Here is a 19250-nt window from a genome sequence, read left to right on the forward strand (position 1 = left end):
TTGTCATGGCCAACGAAGCATTCGCCCTCTCGCCCATGTCTGCCCGCGCGGCCGAGCCGAACGAGCAGGATTACGACGCGATCCGCGAAGCCTTCATGGAGACCGCGCGCGGCCGCTGGTTCCTCGGCGAATATGCCAAGCGCAACCGCAATGCCGACACGGCCATGGTGCTCGATGCGGTCGCGAAAATCGAAGAAACCCTTGCGGCACAGCGACAACCCGTCGTCGAGGACCGCCTGCCCGAAGCGCTGGTCGAGATCCGCCGCGCCATTCGCGAAGCCGAGACTATCGCGATCGCGGCCGTCGATCCCGCGGCGATCGAGGCGATCCTCGCTGCGATCCCGCGCGGCGTGCGCATCATCAAGGAGATCTCCTGGCGCTGGCGCGAGATCGGCGCCGACGGGCGAATCTGCGACCTGATTGATTCGCAGCTCGCCTCCATCGAGGCGGCCTGCGGACAGGTTTCGACCATCGATCCCCGCGTCGAGCTCCAGGCCGCATTCGATCTGCTCAGGGATCGGATCGAGCAGCTGGAGGCCGACGGCGACACGAAGCCGCAAGCTGCGGTGCGGCCCTCGCCGGCTGCGGAGCAGAACGCAGCATCGCCCGTGGCGGACGCATCGCCTGCGGAGGTCGCGCCTGCCGCGATGGCAAGCGAAGCGCCCGTGGCTTTTACGGAGCCGCCGCAGGACATCGCCAAGGCCCCCGAGCCCGAACCGGCCGTGGAGACGGCCGGCGCCGCCGAAGCGTTCGTCGTCGCCGAGGAGGCAATGAACGCCGCCGCCGGGCCCGAGATCGCCGCCGAGAGCGAGATCGCGCCTGACGACACCGCTATTGCAGAGCCCGCCGCCTTCACGGAGGTGACCGACGCGTTTGCGCCGGATGCCGCCGCGGAAGCCGAGGACGAAGCCATACTTGACGCCATCGCGCTGGAGATGGCTGCACCCGATCCGGAGTTCGACGAGATCATCGAGCCCGTCGAGATGGAAGCGGCCGTTGCGGACCCGATGGTTGCGGAGGCCGCAGCGCCCATTGCCGCCGAGATGCCGAAACCGATCGCACCGGTGATGGAAGAGCCCGCCGAGGAAGCGCCGATCGCGATGGAATCGCTGGCGCGCCTCACCAACGCCATCGCGGAAGCCGCCGCCGAAGTGATGGAGCAGCCGGCCCCTGCGATGGCCGCCACGGCAACATTCGCCGCGGCGCCGACCGCATCGCTTCCGATGCCCTCGCCGGTCCCGGAAGCCTCGCTCGGCGCCACCATCCTCGCCAGCGGCATTTTGCAAAAGCCCCGCGCGGCAGCGAACGACCCCCTCGCGCCGATCCGCCGCATGACCCAGGCCGAGAAGATCGCGTTCTTCTCGTAAGGGAACGCAGCATACTCGGTCTCGTGTCCCGGACGCGCTGCAACGCCCTTGGCGTCGCTGCGCAGAGCCGGGATCCCGCAAGCAACGAATTCCTGTGCAAGATGGGCTGCAGCTTTGCAGCGCACCGCTGAAGTAGCGCTACACTGCGTCCGGGGCGCAGAAGGAGAGTGAGGCGCGCGCTCTCGCAATAACGGACTAGCCGCCGCCTGCTCGCCCCATCACCCGCAATTCCAGACCGCGCCGATCGGTGTTCGAGTCCAGCACGGACCGAAGCTGCCGCCGTTGTAGCGGCCGCCGCCGAAGCCGGGCCGGCCGAAATAATGCCAATCACCATCCCAGCCGTAATATTGCGGAACCGGGTCGATGTACCAGTGGCGCCGGTCGTTGCGCGACAGGCGCCGCATCGCGTCCTTCTGCTTGTAGAGCGGAATGCTGTTGCTCAGCGGCTGACGATAGCCCGGCAGGAAGCCGTAGCCTTGCCAGGCCTGCTTGTGGCGTTTCTGGATTGACGCAGCGGGGGCGACAGCCGGCAGCAGCGACAGGACAATAGCGACAGATAGACACATAAGGCGAGACATGGACCGATCATAGACAGTCGGATGCCGGCAGGCCATTCAAATTCGGGGCGAAGTTCATCGCAACCGGGAATTTCGGGCGACATCCGACGATCGATGTTTCGACGACGAGGAATTGACACACGCCGAAACAACCCGTGCACGAAAACAATCTCGCCTGGCGCGATGTAACAAAGCCCCCCGCGAAACCGAAGAGGTCGGGGACGGAAATTCCATCACCGAAGGTTGAGGACACATGATTGGCGAAGTGATTGTCATTGGCGATCTACAATTGCGGGACGGCGCCTCTGTCGACGAACACGACCGCCTCGGCGGGCGCATGTACGATATCGTCAGCCGTCTTCCGGGCTTTCTGTCGATCAAGTCGTTCAAGGCCGATGACGGCGAGGAACTCACCGTGTTCCGTTTTGCCTCGGAGGAAGCGCTCGAAGCCTGGCGCACCCACCCCGAACACGTCGAGACGATGAAGCGGGGACATGCCGAGTTCTACGCCAGCGGCTTTCTGCAGATCTGCAAGGTGATCCGCGAAGTCGGCCCTTTCAGGCACAGCTGATCTCGTCCGGCGTCACAATATCATCGACGATCTCTGCGGCCGGCGCCCTTGCGGATCGGGAAACGGGCCACGACTATAGAGCACCGGGGCCGATCATTCGCACGCCCGAGGTGGATGCCGTCGCCGCCCGCGTGGACGATTTGATCATCCGGCCCGGCGGCGTGCTGCGCCATCGCGAATGGGGGCTCTACGAGGTCGGAATATCCGGCCTGACGGTCTTCTTGTGCGCATCGGCTGGCCGTCCCAATTGATGACTGACCCTAGCTGATCACGCCCTTCCTGATCAGGAAGCAGCCATAGCCTCTGCAGTCGCCGACCTGGACCACGCCAAAGCTCGCCGCTGCCGCGCGATAGAAGTCAGGGCGTGAGAGCTTTCCGGGAACGACTGGGCGGCCGACGGTGCGTTCGATCTCGGCCAGCACCGCGCGCTGCACGTCGGGGACGCGGTCGGGGTCGTCGACCGGCATCATCACGCGGACCGGATCTGGATCGAAATCGTCGAGCGGATAGACCGACATGATGGCGCGGATGGCGGTCTCCATGCTCATGCCCGGCAGATGGATCAGGAGCTGCGATGTGGTGCTCTGCGCGATGCGGGTGGCCGGGTGGTTGGCGTCGACGAAAACGAGGTCGTCGCCATGGCCCATGGAAGCCAGCAGCCAGAGCAGATCAGGCGTCAGGATCGGATCGATCGATTTCAGCATGTGACGGACTGTCCTCCCATCGGGCGCCAACCTGACCAGGTTCCAAACGTGATTCAGATCACGCAGCCTATCATGGTGATCACGATCACGGACCACAAGCTCGAACGCGGCCAAGCTTCCTCGCAACCAATCTCGCATCGAGATCAGTGCCAAAGGAGCACGCCATGTTCCGCCTAAAGCCTTTCCTGATGACGGCTAGCCTGCTGGGAAGCCTGTTCGGCTTCGCCTGCGGCCCCGTTTCCGCGCAAGTCGCCCCGGTCGAGCCGGCCCCCACCGCGTTGCAAGGCCCGGAACAGCGGGTGGCGCTGGTGATCGGCAATTCGAACTACCAGAACGCGCCGCAGCTCGCCAACCCCGACAATGACGCGGAGTCGATGGCGAAGTTCCTGAATTCGGCCGGGTTCGAAGTGGTGGCCGCAACCGATCTCGGCCAGAACGACATGCTCCGCGTGGTGCAGGACTTCTCCGCCAAAGTGTCCGCGCGCGGTCCGAACACGGTGGCGATGGTCTACTACGCCGGTCACGGCGTGCAGCTCGCCGGCGAGAACTACCTCGTTCCCGTCGACGCCAAGGTCTCGAGCCAGACCGAGCTCGTCAACAACTCGGTTCGCCTGGTCGACGTGATGTCGACGCTGGAGACGATCCCGAGCCGCATGCGCATCGTCATCCTCGATGCCTGCCGCAACAACCCGTTCCCGAACGTCAACGACGCCGGCCGTGGCCTTGCCATCGTCGATGCGCCGAACGGTTCGATCGTCGGCTACTCGACCGCGCCGGGCGCGGAAGCGCAGGACGGCACCGGTGGCCACAGCCCCTACACCCAGGCCTTCCTGAACGTCGCGCGCGAGCCCAACGTGCCGATCGAGCAACTCTTCAAGCGCGTGCGTCTCGAAGTGAACCAGAGCACCAGCGGCGCGCAGATCCCGTGGGAGAGCTCGTCGCTGACCTCCGACTTCACCTTCTTCGGCGACACCGCCGTTGCTGCCAACCGCGCGCCGGTGAATGCGCCTGTCGTGCAGATGGCCTCCAACCTGCCGAGCCGCTCGACCCGCCAGGCCTATGATTACGTGGTGTCCGAGGCGCGGCCGGAGTACTATCAGGAGTTCATCCAGATGTACCCGCAAGATCCGCTGTGCGACCACGTCCGCTGGCTGCTCAACAACCTGCTGCTCACGCAGGCCTGGCACAAGGCGGTGCTCGCGAACTCGCCGATCGGCTACAAGAACTTCTACGACAGCTACGGCAACACCCCCTATGCGCAAGTCGCGCTGAAGCTCGAAGCCCAGCCGAAGCTGGTCCCCTTGATGCAGGCGACCAGGTTCCTGGCGCCGCAGAACGTCAACCCGACCTTCAAGGTCGGCAATCTCGGCCAGCCGAAGTACATGCCACTGATGCAGCAGGGTAATGGCGGTGGCCAGATGGGCGGCAACCTGCCGATCATGCAGAAGCCGGGCGACAACAACGGCATCGGCAAGCTCGGCAACGGCGGTCAGATCGTCAACCTGCCGGCGGGCAACAACCAGCAGAACGGCACGCCGTCGCAGACCCCGGGCAAGATCGTCACCCTGCCTGCGCCGACCAACACGACCAACACCAATGGCGGCATCGGCAAGATCGTGACGCTGCCGGCGACCAACATTACACAGAACGGCGGCAACAATGCCGGCACTGGCAACGGCACGACCAATGGCACTCCCGGCAAGATCGTGAGCATGCCGGTGAATGTCGGCAAGGGCGGTTCGACCGTCGAGACCAAGCCCGTAAAGGTTCAGACCCAAAACAACCCGATCCGCGTCAACAACGGCGTCAAGATCAACACCAACCCGGTCAACAAGGTGCAGGTCCAGAACAACAGCCGGCCGCAGTTCAACACGACCAACCGGATGGTCAACAACAACGGCAACAACTTCCGCCAGTCGATGAACCAGTCGCCGAGCATGGGCGGCGGCAACAACCATCGCGGCTTCATGCACTGATCGCGGTCGGCCACACAACGACAAAGGGGCAGAGCGGAAACGCTCTGCCCCTTTCATGTTCGGGGAATAGACGTGATCAGCTGCATCGCGGCCTGTCCTTACCAGGTGGCCTTTGGGCGGCCTGAGCGCGCGCCTCGTCCTTCGAGGCGACCGCTTCGCGGTTTCCTCAGGATGAGGCTCGAAGGCATCGGTACCGGCTGAAAGTGCTGCTGCGCATTTCGTCCTCATCCTGAGGAGCCCGCCAAAGCGGGCGTCTCGAAGGATGGATGGGCCACAGGAAATTGTTCTCAGGCCACCAGCTCGGCGAACAGATCGGCGTCGACGTTGCCGCCGGAGAGCACGATGACGACGTTCTTCCCGGCAACGTCGAGGCGGCCCGCGAGCAGCGCGGCCAGGCCCACCGCGCCGCCCGGCTCGACCACGAGCTTCAGCTCGCGATAGGCAAAGGCGACGGCCGCGCCGACTTCCTTGTCCGACGCCGTGACGCCGCGTGCGAGCAGCTTGCTGTTGATGGCGAACGTCATCTCGCCGGGGATCAAGGCCATCAGCGCATCGCAGATGGTGCGGCCGGCCGGCGCATGCGGCTCGCGATGACCTGCCGTCAGCGACAGGCCGTGATCGTCGAACGCCTCGGGTTCGGCCACCACGATCTGGGCCAGCGGATAGCGCGCCTTCACGGCGGTCGCGACGCCGGCGATAAGGCCGCCGCCGGAGGCCGGAGCCACCACGATGTCGGGGCTGAGGCCGAGCGCCGCCATGTCCTCCGCGATCTCGCGGCCGGCGGTGCCCTGCCCCGCGATCACGAAGGGATCGTCATAGGGCCTGACCAGCGTCGCGCCGCGCTTCTCGGCGATGCCGCGCGAGATCGCCTCGCGGTCGTCGCGGTCGCGATCGTACAGCACGACCTCGGCGCCGTAGGATTTGGTGCGCTCGCGCTTGGACAGCGGCGCATCCGCGGGCATCACGATGGTCGCCTGCATGTCGAGGATTTTTGCGGCGGCCGCCACGCCCTGGGCGTGGTTGCCGGAGGAGAACGCGACGACGCCACCGGCGCGCTTGTCCTGCGGGATCGATGCGACCTTGTTGAAGGCGCCGCGGAACTTGAAGGAGCCGGTGCGCTGGAGCATCTCCGGCTTCAGGAACACCTTGGCACCGACGCGCTCATTGAGCACGGGAAAGGACAACAGCGGGGTGCGGACGGCGAAGGGCGCAATCACGCGCGCTGCGGCATCGATGTCGGCAGGGCCGATCGGGAGGAGCTGTTCGGTCATGGCAGATGTTATCCCGGCGGATGAGGCGTGGGCAAGACACCTCCGCGCGAGGGTTTCCACCTCTTAGGCAACGAAACGTGGCTGTTCCGCGCCGTTTCGCCCTGGCAGCATGGCTCCGACCGCCCTGATGCTGTCCACAAACGCCCGGGCCGAGGCCTCCCAGGTGTAGTCGGCGGCAAACTCGACGCAGGCCTGCCGGGAGATGTCGAGCGCGGCGAAGCAGGCATTGCGCAAATCGGGATCGAGGGCGCCGACCGGCGCATCGCCGATCACGTCGCGGGGCCCCTTCACCGGGAAGGCGGCTACCGGCAGGCCGCTTGCGAGTGCTTCCAGCAGGACCAGGCCGAAGGTGTCGGTCTTGCTCGGAAACACGAACACATCGGCGGCGGCATAGATGTCGGCCAGTTCGTCGCCGTGCTTCTGCCCAAGGAAGATCGCATCGGGATAGGCTTCTTCCAGCACGGCACGCGCCGGACCGTCGCCGACGATCACCTTGGTGCCGGGCAGATCGAGTTCGAGAAAAGCCTCGAGATTCTTCTCCACCGCAACGCGCCCGACCGAGAGGAACACCGGTGCCGGCAGGCAGAGATCGATCGCGCGGGGATGGAACAGTTTTGTGTCAACGCCGCGCGGCCACAGCACGACATTGGCAAAGCCGCGCTCGGTCAGCTCGCTGGCGAGAGCAGGCGTTGCCGCCATTACGGCGCGGCTTGCCCCGTGGAAGCGGCGCAGCGCCCGCCAGATCAGGGATTCCGGAACCGGCACCCGGGCGCGGACGTATTCGGGGAAACGGGTGTGGAAGCTGGTCGTGAACGGCAGCTTGCGCTGGCGGCAATAGCGGCGAACCATCAGGCCGATCGGCCCTTCCGTCGCAATGTGGATGCTGTCGGGGCGCGCTTCCTCGATCAGCTTTGCGATTCGCGCCGGGCGCGGCATCGCGAGCCGGACGTCGCGGTAGCTCGGCATCGCGAAGGTGCGGAACGATTGCGGCGTCAAGAACGTGAATTCGACGCCAAAGCCCTTGGCGGCGTCAGCAAGCTTGGTCAGCGTCCGAACCACCCCGTTGACTTGCGGGTGCCAGGCGTCGGTCGCGACCAGGATGCGCATTCAGGCTGCCCTTGCTGCGACCTGCGGAACTTGTGACGGCTTCTGCACCTGATCAGCCCAGGTGATGATCTCGAAATGACCGTCGTCGTGCTCGACCAGCGCCGTGCAGCTCTCCACCCAGTCGCCGCAATTCATGTAGCGGATGCCGCCCTCGTCGCGGATCACGGCGTAGTGGATGTGGCCGCAGATCACGCCGTCGGCGTCGTGGCGCCGCGCTTCGGCGGCGAGCGCCTGCTCGAACGCGCCGATATAGTTGACCGCATTCTTGACCTTCTGCTTGGCCCATTGCGACAGCGACCAGTACGGCACCTTGAACATGCGCCGGAAGAAGTTGACGAAGCGATTCATCTGGATCGCGAAGTCGTAGGCCTTGTCGCCGAGATGGGCGAGCCAGCGCGCGTTCTGCACCACGAGGTCGAAGATGTCGCCGTGGATGACGAGATAGCGCTTGCCGTCGGCGCCGGTGTGGACGGTGTTCTCGACCACGTCGATGCCGCCGAAATGCGTGCCGTAGTAATTGCGCAGGAACTCGTCGTGATTGCCGGGGATGTAGATGACCTTGGCGCCCTTGCGTGCCTTGCGCAGCAGCTTCTGGACCAGGTCGTTATGCGATTGCGGCCAGTGCCAGCTCGATTTCAGCGCCCAGCCGTCGACGATGTCTCCGACGAGATAAATCGTATCGGCATCGTGGTAGCGCAGGAAGTCGAGCAGAAGGTCGGCTTGAGAACCGCGGGCTCCGAGATGAACGTCGGAGATGAACAAGGTGCGAAAGCGCCTTTCAGGGCTCTCGTCACTCACATCGTAACTTCCCATGCGACATGCCTGTAACAAGATCCCGTGACAGGGGGATGACCGATTGAACTTTTGAGGCACCCTCAGATACGAATCACGCCTTGCCTCGCCCTCCCCGCGAATATCAGTCGCATGCGACAATCAGGCGACATGAAGCGGCAATGGCTGCCCGCAAAAAGCCCGGGCCCCGTGGCCCTATTGGTTAACGGCAGCAGCCGTCGCGCCGCTCGGAGCCGGTCTCAGTAAAACTTGTGGAAATGATGGATCGGCCCGTGGCCGTGGCCGACGCCGAAGCGGTCGGCGGCCGCGATCGCGGCGCTGATCCAGGCCTTGGCGCTACGCACGGCGTGTTCGAGGTCCTCGCCTTTCGCCAGCCCCGCGGCGACCGCCGAGGACAGCGAGCAGCCGGTGCCATGGGTGTTGCGGGTGGCAATGCGCGGCGCGGCGAGCGCGATCGTGTTCTCGGCATCGACGAAATAGTCGATGCTCTCGGCGCCCTCGCCGTGCCCGCCCTTGATCAGGACCGCCCGGCAGCCCAGCGCCAGCAGCCGGCGCCCCTGGCTCTCGATCTCCGTCTCGCTTGCCGCGACCGCCTCGTCGAGCAGCGCCGCGGCCTCGGGCAGGTTGGGCGTGATCACCGAGGCCAGCGGCATCAGCTTCGTACGCAGGGCGTCGATGGCTTCGGACGCGAGCAGGCGATCACCCGACGTCGCCACCATCACGGGATCGAGCACGATATGCCGGGGCGCCCAGTGCGACAGCGCGGCTGCGATCGCATCGATGCTGGCGACCTGGGCCACCATGCCGATCTTGACCGCGCCGACGTCGAGATCGGAGAACACCGCGTCGATCTGCGCTGTGACGAACTCGGCGGGCACCGCGTGAATGCCAGTGACGCCGCGCGTGTTCTGCGCCGTCAACGCCGTGATGGCGGACGCGCCATAGACGCCGAGCGCGGCAAAGGTCTTGAGGTCAGCCTGGATGCCGGCGCCGCCGCTCGAATCGGAGCCGGCAATGGTGAGAGCGACAGGCGTCGTCATCGCCGGAACCATTCGCTTGAGAGGGGCATCGCCATGATCTGTCCTAGCGCGACCACGGAACGCCAGCAAGCCGGGCCGGCCGGCGAATCAGCAGGTCTTGGCCCGGTGCCGCGCTGTCGTCCCGCAATCGTGCACAGATTGCAAAATATGTCCTTATATCGTCTTGACCCTTGGCGTCCGTATCGCGGAGTGAGACGTTGGTGCTGGAATCATCCAGCGACACCAATGTTGCAGGCCGCCCCGGCCCGCAAGCCGGTCGGAGTGGAATCATGTGGGCCTACTTCGAACGCATCCTCGACTCCTCGATGTTTTCACCGCACGGCATCTGCCTGCTGTGGGAGCCCGAGCTGATCTGGCTGCACGTCGTTTCCGACGCCCTCATCGCGGCCGCCTACTTCTCGATCCCGTTCGCCCTCACGATCCTCGTCACCAAACGGCGCGACCTCCAGTTCGGCTGGGTCTATTGGGCCTTCGCAATCTTCATCATGGCGTGCGGCCTGACGCACGTGCTGTCGATCTACACGCTGTGGGTTCCGATCTACGGCATCGAAGGCATCGTCAAGGCGGCGACGGCCGTTGCGTCCGTGGTCACTGCCGGTGCGCTTTGGCCGCTGTTGCCGAAGATCCTGGCCATCCCCTCCCCGTTCGAGCTTCAAAAGGTCCAGGCCGCGCTCGAGGAGGAGGAGATCAAGAGCCGGGATGCGGCGCAGCTTCTCGGCCAGGTCCGTGAAGCCCAGCGCGCGCTGCGCGAGAGCATGACGCGCCTCACCGCCGTCGTCGACACCGCGGTCGACGGCGTCATCCTGTTCGATGCGCAAGCCCGCATTCTCCTGTTCAATCCCGCCTGCGAACGGTTGTTCGGATATCGCGTTGACGAGGTCATGAATCATGACATCGGCATGCTGATGACCGACGAGAAGAGACCCTCACCCACGGGTCATACGCGGCGTTTCGCAACCGGGGAAGCCGCCGGCCTGCGCAAGGACGGCTCGACCTTTCCGATGAATCTGTCGGTGGGCCAGGCATGGCAGGACGGCGAGCTGATCTACGTCGGCATCGTCCACGATCTGACCGCGCGCAAGCTGACCGAGCAGCAGCTCCAGCAGGCGCAGAAGATGGAGACGGTCGGCCAGCTCTCCGGCGGCATCGCCCACGACTTCAACAATCTCCTCACCGTCATCATCGGCAACGCCGAGCATCTGAGCGAGCAGCTCAAGGCCCGGCCCGATCTGCGGCAGTTTGCCGACGACATCTGCGAGTCCGGCGAGCGCGGCGCGGAGCTGACGCAGCGGCTGCTCGCATTCAGCCGCCGCCAGCTGCTCCAGCCGCAGACGATCGATTGCCGCGAGCTGCTCGAATCCATGCTGAAACTGTTCAAGCGTACCTTGCGCGAGAACATCGAGATCAAGACCGCGTTCGGTCCCGGCACGATCCAGGCCTTCGCCGACCGCGCCCAGCTCGAATCCGCCGTGCTGAACCTGGCGCTGAACGCGCAGGACGCCATGCCGGCCGGCGGGCACTTGACACTGAGCACGGAGCTGGCCGCGATCGACGAGGACTATCGCGCCCTGCACCCGGAGGTGATGTCCGGCAGTTACGCCCTGATCTCCGTCACCGATGACGGCGAAGGCATGAGGTCCGACGTGATCGAACACGCCTTCGAGCCGTTCTTCACCACCAAGGAGGTCGGCAAGGGCTCGGGCCTCGGGCTTAGCATGGTCTATGGCTTCGCAAAGCAATCCGACGGCCATGTCTCGATCTACAGCGAAGAGGGCCTGGGAACGACGGTCCGGATCTACCTGCCGCGCGCCGGCGCCGCACATTCCCTCGCAGATGTGCAGGAGAGCGAAGAGGCGGTGCCGCTGGGCCACGAGACCATCCTGATTGCGGAGGACGATCCGTTCGTGCGGTCCTCGGTCATCGTCAGGGTGGAAGCGCTCGGCTATCGCGTGGTCGCCGCCGTCAACGGCAAGGAGGCCTTGCAGCGGCTGCGCACCGATCCCGGCATCGACATGCTGTTCACCGACATCATCATGCCGGGCGGCTTCAGCGGCTGGGATCTCGCCGATCAGGCCCGGCGGATTCGCCCCGGTCTGCCCGTGTTGTTCACATCGGGCTACGCGCTGGAGACCCTGGTCGAGCAAGGCTGTACGCAGGCGCAGGCGGTCGTCCTGACAAAACCCTACCGCAAGGCCGAGCTGGCGCAGCGGCTCAGGGACGCTTTTGCCGCGGCGACGGTGACCTCATAGGGGATCGCGGAGAAATGCACTTGATATTTGGTAGCACGCCTCGCCCTTCGAGACGACCGCTGCGCGGTCTCCTCAGGGCGAGGCTAACTGCCATCATTGCCCCTTGAAACTGCCGCCACCCACTCCGCCCTCATCCTGAGGGCCCGCCAAGGGCGGGCGTCTCGAAGGATGGCCGCGGGCCGCTTATCCCCGCATCCGGGCCGGCCGCTTGCTAAATCCGGCCGGGTTTGGCCTATTAGCCGTCAGATATGCCTTCGGAGTGACTGCAATGGTTCCCTTTTTCGTCCAGATCAAATGCAAGCTCGGCCAGTCCTATACGGTCGCCAATGCGCTTGCCGAAGCCGAGATCGCCTCCGAGATCTACTCCACGGCCGGCCACTACGATTTGCTGGTGAAGTTCTACGTCGACAACGACACCGACATCGGTCACTTCATCAACGAGAAGGTGCAGGTGCTCCCGGGCATCCAGGACACCCTCACCATCATCACCTTCAAGGCGTTTGGCGCGAGCTAACCATCCGGAAAGGGGCGGGCCTCGTCAGGCGCCGCCCTCCTTGCGCTTGGGGCGCGGCGGGCCGTCCACCGGCGGCAGCGACTTGAGATAGTCCGCCATCGCCGCAAGATCCTCGTCCGACAATTGCGAGGTGTTCTTGATCACGCGCGTCATCGCGCCGCCGACGCTGTCGCCGTCGGGCAATTCGCCGGTCTTGAGGAAATAGGCAATATCCTTCGCGCTCCACTCGCCGAGGCCCTTCTGGGTGATGTTGGGCACCCATCCCTCGCCTTCCGGATTCGGCCCGCCGGCAAAGCGTTCGCCGGAGATAATGCCGCCGAGCGCGTTGCGCGGACTGTGACACTCCGCGCAATGGCCCAAGCCGTTGACCAGATAGGCGCCGCGATTCCATTGCGGTGACCTGGTGCCGTCGGCGACCAGCGGCTTGCCGTCCATGAACAGAAATTTCCAGATGCCGATGTTGCGCCTTATGCTGAACGGAAAGCGCACGTCGTGGTCGCGTACCTTGCCCTCAACAGGCGGCAGCGTTTTCAGATAGGCGAAGAGATCGAGCAAATCCTCGCGCCTTGCATGCTGATAGGACGTATAGGGAAACGCCGGAAAGTAATGCTGTCCGTCCGGCGACACCCCGTGCATCACCGCGTTGAGGAAATCGGCGTCGCTCCATTTGCCGATGCCGGAGGTCCGATCGGAGGAGATGTTCGGCGCGTAGAACGTTCCGAACGGCGACTTGATAGCAACGCCGCCGCCGAGCCTGGTGCGGTCGGGCTGGCCGGGAACGGCATGGCATGAGGCGCAACCGCCGGCGTTGAACATCACCTCGCCGTTGGCGAGATTGGGGACATGGGCAGGCGCAGTGCCGGCGGCGGCCACCACCGGCGCGCTGAGCCACCAATAGACGCCGGCGGCGGCGAGTGCGGCGAGCAGCACCACGGAAATTGTTCGTCGCAACATGCAGTCCTTTCAAACCTTGCGGAGAACCTTATGATCGATGTCTTCGCCGCTCCAGCCACGAAGAATTTAGCTCGCCGCGGCCTGAAACGGGAATAAAGTGAGATGCCGGCTGTTGGAAGTTTGGCAGCCCAAACGGGTTCAGCAGGGAGAGAGTCATGAACAAGACCGCTATCGCCATGTCAGTGCTAGGCGCCGTTGCGTTTGCCGGTTCGGCCAACGCGGACAAGCTGAAAGCAACGCTTGACGCCAAGTCCGAGGTGCCCGCAACGACCAGCAGCGGCACTGGAACGGCCGATCTGGACTACGACGCCGCCAGCAAGAAACTGTCCTGGAAGCTCACTTATTCGGGCCTGTCCGGCCCCGCCACCGCCGCCCATTTCCACGGACCTGCCGAAGCCGGCAAGAACGCCGGCGTTGCGGTCCCGATCCCGGGCGCCGCCAAAAGCCCGGTCGAGGGCTCCGCAACGCTGACCGACGCGCAGGCCGCCGATCTGCTCGCCGGCAAGCTCTACGTCAACATCCACACCGCGGCCAATCCGGGCGGCGAGATCCGCGGCCAGGTGACGAAGTAATTCTCGAGGCTGTTTCGTCGGCGAAGGCCGGACGCTGGAGAGGGCGTCCGGCCTTTTCGATTCGACAGGACCCGATTGCGCTCAAGCCGCGTTCAGCGCCTGCGAGAGATCGGCGATCAGGTCCGACGGGTTTTCGATGCCGATCGACAGCCGGATCGTGGAATCGAGGATGCCGATCTTCCGGCGGATGTCGGCGGGAACGCCGGAATGGGTCATGGTAGCCGGCAGGCTCGCCAGCGATTCCGTGCCGCCAAGGCTCACCGCCAGCTTGAGTATCTGCAGCGCGTTGAGGAATTTCACCGCCGCCCCCTTGCCGCCGACGATGTCGAACGAGAACGTGGATCCCGCCCCCAGGCATTGCCGCGCGAACACTTGTCCGGCCGGCGAAGCTTCGTCGTGATGACCGAGGTAGTGGACCTTGGCCACCTTCGGATGATCGCGCAGATAGTCCGCCACGACACGCGCATTCGTATCGGCCTTCTCCATGCGCAGGCTCAGCGTCTCGAGCGACCGGTTGATCATCCAGCAGGAATGCGGATCGAGCTGGGTGCCGATGGCGCCTCTCAGCGCCTTGATGCCTTTCACGACCGCCCTCGCTCCGAGCGCGGCGCCCGCGATCAGGTCGGAATGACCGCCGACATATTTCGTGAGCGAGTACAGTGAGATGTCCGCGCCGTGCTCGATCGGCCGCTGAAACACCGGCCCGAGCAGCGTATTGTCGCAGGCGATGATCGGAACGTGTCCCTGGCGCTTTCCGATCGCCTCGGCGATACGGCGCATCATCGCAACGTCGACCAGCCCGTTGGTCGGGTTGGCCGGGGTTTCGATCAGGATCATCGAAACCCGGCCCTTGCCCATGGCCTCCTCCGCGGCCTGGCTGACCACGGCTTCATCGACGCCATCGGCGAAGCCAACGGCGCCGATCGACAGGCGCGAGAGCGTGTTCGTCAGCAGGGTTTCCGTCCCGCCGTAGAGCGGCTGGGAGTGCAGAATGACATCGCCAGGGCGGACGAAAGCCAGGATCGTGGTTGCGATGGCCGCCATCCCGGATGAGAACAGCGCGCAGCTCTCGGTGCGCTCGTAGATCGCGAGCCTGTCCTCGACGATTTCGCTGTTGGGATGATTGAAGCGCGAATAGACCAGGCCCGCGCCCATCCCTTCCGGCGGCTCGCGCCGGCCGGCGACGAAATCGAAAAAGTCCTGGCCGTCCTCGGCCGTCCTGAACACGAAGGTCGAGGTCAGGAACACCGGCGGCTTGATGGCGCCTTCCGACAGTTGCGGATCATAGCCATAGGTCAGCATCAGCGTTTCCGGATGCAGCATATGGTTGCCGATGTGAGTCTTCGACGGGAACGGTTTTGCCATGGCCTGTCTCGCTGTTCCTGATTGAGCTGTTCGCCGCGTGCTGGAACTCCGTCGAGTGGAGCGGTAAGGGAGCGAGATGCGCCAGCATCCAATGGCTCACATCACTGTCGCGGCGGCTGGAGCAAAGATAGCTGCTCCAACGACGATCCGTCAGGCCTTGCGAACAGAATTTCCTGCTGCGCCGCGCGCCGCCGTTGCGGCCGCTGGTCACGTCACACAACAAAAAAGGGGCGGTTGCTTACGCAGGCCGCCCTTTCTGAGTTCCTGGTAGCCCGGATTTCGCTTCCGCCTTCGCTCTACGAGCTACGGCGGACAAGCCGCTCCATCCAGACTACAAGCTGCAACCGCTACTTCAATTTGACCCGATAGGTCTCATGGCAATCGTTGCAGCGGTCGTTGATCGCAGTGTAGGCGGCCTTCAGGCTCGCCACATCGCTGATCTTGCCCTTGACCTCGGTGATCGCCTTCTGCACCGGCGGAATCTTGGAGTCGAAATCGGCCTTGTTCTGCCAGACTTTTGATGATGCACCGTAGGTGGCGTTCACCACGTCCTGTTTGGGATTGACCTCGAAGGTTTTTGCGATTTTGGCGACGTCGGCCTCGATGCTTGCGATGGCCTGATCGACGGCCTTCTGGTCGTAGGGGATATCGCCCTTCGTCATCTTCAGGATGACGCCATACTGGTTCTTGGCGATCGAACGCATCAGGTTGTCCTGCTGCACGGCAATCTCCTGCTGCGCCATCACGGCGCCCGCACCCAGCAAGAGGATGCTCACGACAATCATGGTCCGTTTCATCGGAATGTTTCTCCGGGTCGCAGAGGTTGGGGGCCATCATGGATAGAACCCGGCGGCGGGCGTTTATTCCCGCCGCCGAAGGTCGCAGCTTAGAGGCTGTGACGGCGATGGTGCTCGTTGATGGCGACCCAGACCCGCTCCGGCGTCGCCGGCATGTCGATGTGGTCGATCTTGTATTCGCGCCAGAGGCCGTCGACGATGGCGTTGACGACGGCGGGGCAGGAGCCGATCGCACCGGCCTCGCCCGCCCCCTTCACCCCCAGAGGATTGGTCGTGCAGGGAACGTTGGCGGTCTCGAACACGAAGTCGGGCCCGTCCGCCGCGCGCGGCAGCGCGTAGTCCATGAAGGTCGCGGTGATCAGCTGGCCGTCGCCCGCGCCGTAGACCACCTGCTCCATCAGCGCCTGGCCGATGCCCTGCATGGCGCCGCCATGCACCTGCCCCGCCAAAAGCAGCGGATTGAGCGTCTTGCCGAAATCGTCGACGATCACGTAGTTGACGATCTTGATGATGCCGGTGGCAGGGTCGATCTCGACTTCCGCGACATGGGTGCCGTTGGGATAGGTGCCGTCGGCGCTGGCAAAGGTCGCGCTCGCATTGAGCTTCGACGGATCGGCGCCGGGACGCTTGGCGATATCGGCGAACGAGATCGAACGGTCGGTACCTGCGATGCGCACAACGCCGTCGGTAATCTCGAGGTCGCCGGCACTGGCTTCCAGCGCCTGCGCCGCGATCTCCTTCAGCTTCTGCCCAAGCTCGCGCGTGGCGCGTTCGACGCTGACGCCGCCCGACGGGATCGAAGCCGAACCGCCGGTGCCGAGACCGGTCGCGATCTCGTCGGTGTCGCCTTGATGGATGTGCACGCGCTCGGGCGCAACGCCGAACTGCTCGGCGACGATTTGCGCATAGGCGGTCTGGTGGCCCTGCCCGCTCGACTGCGTACCGATCAGGACGGTGATATCGCCGTTCGGATCCATCCGCACATTGGCGGTCTCCTCGCCCATGGTGCCGCAGACCTCGACATAGCTCGCAAGCCCGATGCCGCGGATCAGGCCGTGCTTTTTGGCCAGCTTGGCGCGCTTGGGAAATTCCTTCCACTCGGCGATCTCCATTGCGCGCTTGAGATGCGCGGCGAAGTCGCCGGAATCATAGACCTTGCCCGTGGCCGTCTTGTACGGCAACGCCTTCGGCTGGATGAAGTTCTTGCGGCGGATGGCATCCACCGTCATGTCGAGCTTTCGCGCGCAGGCATCCACGAGGCGCTCGATGACGTAAGCGGCCTCGGGCCGGCCCGCACCGCGATAGGCATCCACCGGCACGCTGTTGGTGAAGATGGTGCGCACCCGGCAGTGGAACGCCTGGATGTCGTAGAGGCCCGGCAGCATGCCGGCACCGCCATGCGGGATGTAGGGCCCGAAGGTCGACAGATAGGCGCCCATGTCGCCCATCAGGTCGCAATCCATCGCGAGGAACTTGCCGTCCTCGGCCAGCGCCATCTTGGCGGTGGTCACATTGTCGCGGCCCTGCGCATCGCCCATGAAGTGCTCAGTGCGGTCCGCCGCCCACTTCACCGTCTTCTTCAGTTTTTTGGCCGCCACAGCCAGCAAGGCGTATTCGCGATAAGGGAACAGTTTCGTGCCGAACCCACCGCCGACATCGGGGCAGATCACCCGCATCTTCTCGGTCGGGATGTTGAGCACGTTCTGGCACAGGATGTCGCGCAGGCGGTGGCTGCCCTGGCTGCCCACGGTCAGCGTCAGATGGTCGCGCTTGGCGTCGTATTCGCAGACGGCCGCGCGCGCCTCCATGAAGCTTGCGACCACGCGCGGATTGACGATGGAGATCTCGGCGACCGCATGCGCCTTGGCGAACGCGGCTTCGGTCGCTTTCTTGTCACCGATCGAGACGTCGAACAGCACGTTGCCGGCCTTGTCCGGCCAGACCTGCGGCGCACCCTTCTTGACGGCATTGACGACGCCGGTCACCGCCGGCAGCGGGCTCCATTTGACGTCGATCGCCTCGATCGCGTCGCGGGCCTGGTCGATGGTCTCGGCGACGACGAAGGCGACGGAATCGCCGACATGGCGCACTTCATCCTTGGCAAGGATCGGATAGGGAGGCCCCTTGAACGGGTCGGTCTCGAGATTGAACAGGCAGGGCAGATCGCCGAGATCGGCGACGTCGGCAGCGGTCAGAATCAAGGCAACGCCCGGCAAGCCGCGGGCGCGGCTCGCATCGATGGTGAATTTGGCATGCGCGTGCGGCGAGCGCAGCATCAGGCAGCGGAGCGCGGCCTGCGGCGCGTAATCATCAGTATAGCGGCCCTTGCCGCGGATGAGCGCGTCATCCTCCTTGCGCAGCACGCTTTGGCCAACGCCGAACTTGATGGGAGCCGCCATTTTCTTGTCCCGTCCTATGGTTGTTTTGCCGGCATATTGCCGTGGAAAAACTGGCAAGGCAAACGAGTTTAGGCGCATGGATCGCCCAGCACCCACGCCCGTCATGACGGAAAGGTCGCAGCCCGCTCATTTCCCTGTGAGGACCGGTCCGGTTGATGGCACGATAGTTGCCGAACTCGTCTCGCAATGCAGAACAGGCAGCGTGCTGCCCGCCGCTCGTTCGCAAAGCGCATGTCCCCTTCCGGCCGTTTGATCATTCACATCACGCCTCGACTCCATGGATCCGCGACGCGATCTCTCAGCCTGTCGATAGCCCGTTCAGGCGTGATGTGGTCGATCTCGGAACGCGTTAGGCCGATATCCATCAGCTCCCTGTCGCTCAGGTCCTGCAAGGTAACTCGCTGGCCTCGGCGCCGCGCCTGAAACGCAAACCAGTATCGCTTGAGCAGGCTCAAGACGGTGGAGAGGTCGAGGCGGAGCCTCGCGGCATCGCCCTCCGTCGCGGATGTGCTGCTCGTCAATTGAGGTGGCATCGGATGCTCCTGCTGTTGTGCCGACAGGGAGCGCGGCCAAACAAAAGGCCCCGTCCGATGCCGGCGGGGCCTGGTGGAAGAGATGTCGTCGTCGAATTCCTAGCGCGCGACTCCTTCCACGGCCCAGCCGAAGCGGGTCATGTGCACCGAGTTGATTTTGCGCGACGATTTAATCATGAGATACCAGTACCACGGCAATCGTGTAAAATCAAGAGATGTGCGGATGCTGCTTACACTCTGGGGGCGAGCGTCCGCTCCCGCGCGTCCGTCTATTGAAGCTCGCCTAGCCGCGCACCAGGGAGACCAACCAGCGACGGCTGAACAGCAGGAGGATCACGAGCGCGTAGACGATCGTGCCCCCGACGGCCAATAGCGCGAGCGTCAATTCGTCCCGGAAAGGCATCGAAGCAAAATAGACACCACTGACGCGCGCGATCAGCCAGAAGCTTGCGGCCAGGATCAACCCGGTCAGCAGGAATTTG

General features: G+C 64.4%; 17 protein-coding genes and 1 pseudogene. 6 read left to right on the top strand and 12 right to left on the bottom strand.

Going from position 1 to position 19250, the window contains the following annotated elements:
• The first annotated feature begins 5 nt into the window (after window positions 1-5).
• Complete coding sequence (locus tag OC450_RS17260; protein WP_262048332.1) at window positions 6-1367, top strand: hypothetical protein; 1362 nt, start codon at window positions 6-8, stop codon at window positions 1365-1367.
• A gap of 218 nt (window positions 1368-1585) precedes the next feature.
• On the opposite strand, the gene OC450_RS17265 is transcribed toward OC450_RS17260, so the two are convergent.
• A complete protein-coding gene (locus OC450_RS17265) occupies window positions 1586-1945 on the bottom strand; it encodes a hypothetical protein (RefSeq protein ID WP_211385058.1) in 360 nt (119 codons plus the stop codon).
• Between the two features lie 232 nt (window positions 1946-2177).
• Between OC450_RS17265 and OC450_RS17270 the strand changes: the two genes are divergently transcribed.
• Window positions 2178-2495, top strand: coding sequence for an antibiotic biosynthesis monooxygenase family protein (locus tag OC450_RS17270; protein WP_211385057.1), 318 nt, complete (start codon window positions 2178-2180; stop codon window positions 2493-2495).
• Window positions 2496-2755: 260 nt separating this feature from the next.
• Here OC450_RS17270 and OC450_RS17275 read toward each other — a convergent pair whose 3' ends face one another.
• Window positions 2756-3199 (bottom strand): RbsD/FucU family protein, encoded by a 444-nt coding sequence (locus tag OC450_RS17275; protein ID WP_262048333.1) that lies wholly within the window; start codon window positions 3197-3199, stop codon window positions 2756-2758.
• 164 nt (window positions 3200-3363) lie between these two features.
• Between OC450_RS17275 and OC450_RS17280 the strand changes: the two genes are divergently transcribed.
• Window positions 3364-5175 (top strand): caspase family protein, encoded by a 1812-nt coding sequence (locus OC450_RS17280; protein WP_262048334.1) that lies wholly within the window; start codon window positions 3364-3366, stop codon window positions 5173-5175.
• A gap of 287 nt (window positions 5176-5462) precedes the next feature.
• Here the strand turns inward: OC450_RS17280 and OC450_RS17285 are convergent, their stop codons facing one another.
• From OC450_RS17285 to thiD, 4 genes are all read right to left on the bottom strand, one after another.
• Window positions 5463-6446 (bottom strand): threonine/serine dehydratase, encoded by a 984-nt coding sequence (locus OC450_RS17285; protein ID WP_211385054.1) that lies wholly within the window; start codon window positions 6444-6446, stop codon window positions 5463-5465.
• Window positions 6447-6509: 63 nt separating this feature from the next.
• Window positions 6510-7553, bottom strand: a complete 1044-nt coding sequence (locus OC450_RS17290; RefSeq protein WP_211385053.1) for a glycosyltransferase family 4 protein — start codon at window positions 7551-7553, stop codon at window positions 6510-6512.
• Window positions 7554-8366 (bottom strand): UDP-2,3-diacylglucosamine diphosphatase, encoded by an 813-nt coding sequence (locus OC450_RS17295; protein ID WP_211385052.1) that lies wholly within the window; start codon window positions 8364-8366, stop codon window positions 7554-7556.
• 218 nt (window positions 8367-8584) lie between these two features.
• Window positions 8585-9385: a bifunctional hydroxymethylpyrimidine kinase/phosphomethylpyrimidine kinase gene (gene thiD, locus OC450_RS17300; RefSeq protein WP_262048335.1), complete on the bottom strand. Its 801-nt coding sequence runs from the start codon at window positions 9383-9385 to the stop codon at window positions 8585-8587.
• 269 nt (window positions 9386-9654) lie between these two features.
• Here thiD and OC450_RS17305 point away from each other — a divergent pair, with 269 nt between their 5' ends.
• Window positions 9655-11634 carry a PAS domain-containing sensor histidine kinase gene (locus OC450_RS17305; RefSeq protein WP_262048336.1) on the top strand — a complete coding sequence of 660 codons (1980 nt, stop codon included), beginning with the start codon at window positions 9655-9657 and terminating at the stop codon, window positions 11632-11634.
• 268 nt (window positions 11635-11902) lie between these two features.
• Window positions 11903-12148, top strand: a complete 246-nt coding sequence (locus OC450_RS17310) for an Lrp/AsnC ligand binding domain-containing protein (protein WP_045008738.1) — start codon at window positions 11903-11905, stop codon at window positions 12146-12148.
• 24 nt (window positions 12149-12172) lie between these two features.
• Here the strand turns inward: OC450_RS17310 and OC450_RS17315 are convergent, their stop codons facing one another.
• Window positions 12173-13102 (bottom strand): c-type cytochrome, encoded by a 930-nt coding sequence (locus OC450_RS17315; RefSeq protein WP_211385049.1) that lies wholly within the window; start codon window positions 13100-13102, stop codon window positions 12173-12175.
• 155 nt (window positions 13103-13257) lie between these two features.
• Between OC450_RS17315 and OC450_RS17320 the strand changes: the two genes are divergently transcribed.
• Window positions 13258-13674: a CHRD domain-containing protein gene (locus tag OC450_RS17320; protein WP_211385048.1), complete on the top strand. Its 417-nt coding sequence runs from the start codon at window positions 13258-13260 to the stop codon at window positions 13672-13674.
• Between the two features lie 81 nt (window positions 13675-13755).
• On the opposite strand, the gene OC450_RS17325 is transcribed toward OC450_RS17320, so the two are convergent.
• From OC450_RS17325 to OC450_RS17345, 5 genes and pseudogenes are all read right to left on the bottom strand, one after another.
• Window positions 13756-15039: a cystathionine gamma-synthase family protein gene (locus OC450_RS17325; protein WP_211385047.1), complete on the bottom strand. Its 1284-nt coding sequence runs from the start codon at window positions 15037-15039 to the stop codon at window positions 13756-13758.
• A 347-nt stretch (window positions 15040-15386) separates the two neighbouring features.
• Window positions 15387-15836 (bottom strand): c-type cytochrome, encoded by a 450-nt coding sequence (locus OC450_RS17330; RefSeq protein WP_211385046.1) that lies wholly within the window; start codon window positions 15834-15836, stop codon window positions 15387-15389.
• A gap of 89 nt (window positions 15837-15925) precedes the next feature.
• Window positions 15926-18235: a xanthine dehydrogenase family protein molybdopterin-binding subunit gene (locus OC450_RS17335; RefSeq protein ID WP_262048337.1), complete on the bottom strand. Its 2310-nt coding sequence runs from the start codon at window positions 18233-18235 to the stop codon at window positions 15926-15928.
• A 257-nt stretch (window positions 18236-18492) separates the two neighbouring features.
• Complete coding sequence (locus OC450_RS17340; protein ID WP_211385044.1) at window positions 18493-18768, bottom strand: DUF1127 domain-containing protein; 276 nt, start codon at window positions 18766-18768, stop codon at window positions 18493-18495.
• Between the two features lie 283 nt (window positions 18769-19051).
• Window positions 19052-19250: pseudogene (locus tag OC450_RS17345) on the bottom strand (lipid II flippase MurJ); the annotation flags it as partial.

Origin of the sequence: Bradyrhizobium sp. Bra78 (genome assembly GCF_024519855.1) — a bacterium.
Lineage (GTDB): Bacteria > Pseudomonadota > Alphaproteobacteria > Rhizobiales > Xanthobacteraceae > Bradyrhizobium > Bradyrhizobium japonicum_G.

Coding starts and splice junctions, on each gene's coding strand:
- OC450_RS17330 (WP_211385046.1), bottom strand. CDS start 15,836: ATGAAACGGACCATGATTGTCGTGAGCATCCTCTTGCTGGGTGCGGGC.
- OC450_RS17280 (WP_262048334.1), top strand. CDS start 3,364: ATGTTCCGCCTAAAGCCTTTCCTGATGACGGCTAGCCTGCTGGGAAGC.
- OC450_RS17335 (WP_262048337.1), bottom strand. CDS start 18,235: ATGGCGGCTCCCATCAAGTTCGGCGTTGGCCAAAGCGTGCTGCGCAAG.
- OC450_RS17315 (WP_211385049.1), bottom strand. CDS start 13,102: ATGTTGCGACGAACAATTTCCGTGGTGCTGCTCGCCGCACTCGCCGCC.
- OC450_RS17340 (WP_211385044.1), bottom strand. CDS start 18,768: ATGCCACCTCAATTGACGAGCAGCACATCCGCGACGGAGGGCGATGCC.
- OC450_RS17305 (WP_262048336.1), top strand. CDS start 9,655: ATGTGGGCCTACTTCGAACGCATCCTCGACTCCTCGATGTTTTCACCG.
- OC450_RS17285 (WP_211385054.1), bottom strand. CDS start 6,446: ATGACCGAACAGCTCCTCCCGATCGGCCCTGCCGACATCGATGCCGCA.
- OC450_RS17310 (WP_045008738.1), top strand. CDS start 11,903: ATGGTTCCCTTTTTCGTCCAGATCAAATGCAAGCTCGGCCAGTCCTAT.
- OC450_RS17265 (WP_211385058.1), bottom strand. CDS start 1,945: ATGTCTCGCCTTATGTGTCTATCTGTCGCTATTGTCCTGTCGCTGCTG.
- OC450_RS17325 (WP_211385047.1), bottom strand. CDS start 15,039: ATGGCAAAACCGTTCCCGTCGAAGACTCACATCGGCAACCATATGCTG.
- OC450_RS17295 (WP_211385052.1), bottom strand. CDS start 8,366: ATGGGAAGTTACGATGTGAGTGACGAGAGCCCTGAAAGGCGCTTTCGC.
- OC450_RS17260 (WP_262048332.1), top strand. CDS start 6: ATGGCCAACGAAGCATTCGCCCTCTCGCCCATGTCTGCCCGCGCGGCC.
- OC450_RS17320 (WP_211385048.1), top strand. CDS start 13,258: ATGAACAAGACCGCTATCGCCATGTCAGTGCTAGGCGCCGTTGCGTTT.
- thiD (WP_262048335.1), bottom strand. CDS start 9,385: ATGACGACGCCTGTCGCTCTCACCATTGCCGGCTCCGATTCGAGCGGC.
- OC450_RS17270 (WP_211385057.1), top strand. CDS start 2,178: ATGATTGGCGAAGTGATTGTCATTGGCGATCTACAATTGCGGGACGGC.
- OC450_RS17275 (WP_262048333.1), bottom strand. CDS start 3,199: ATGCTGAAATCGATCGATCCGATCCTGACGCCTGATCTGCTCTGGCTG.
- OC450_RS17290 (WP_211385053.1), bottom strand. CDS start 7,553: ATGCGCATCCTGGTCGCGACCGACGCCTGGCACCCGCAAGTCAACGGG.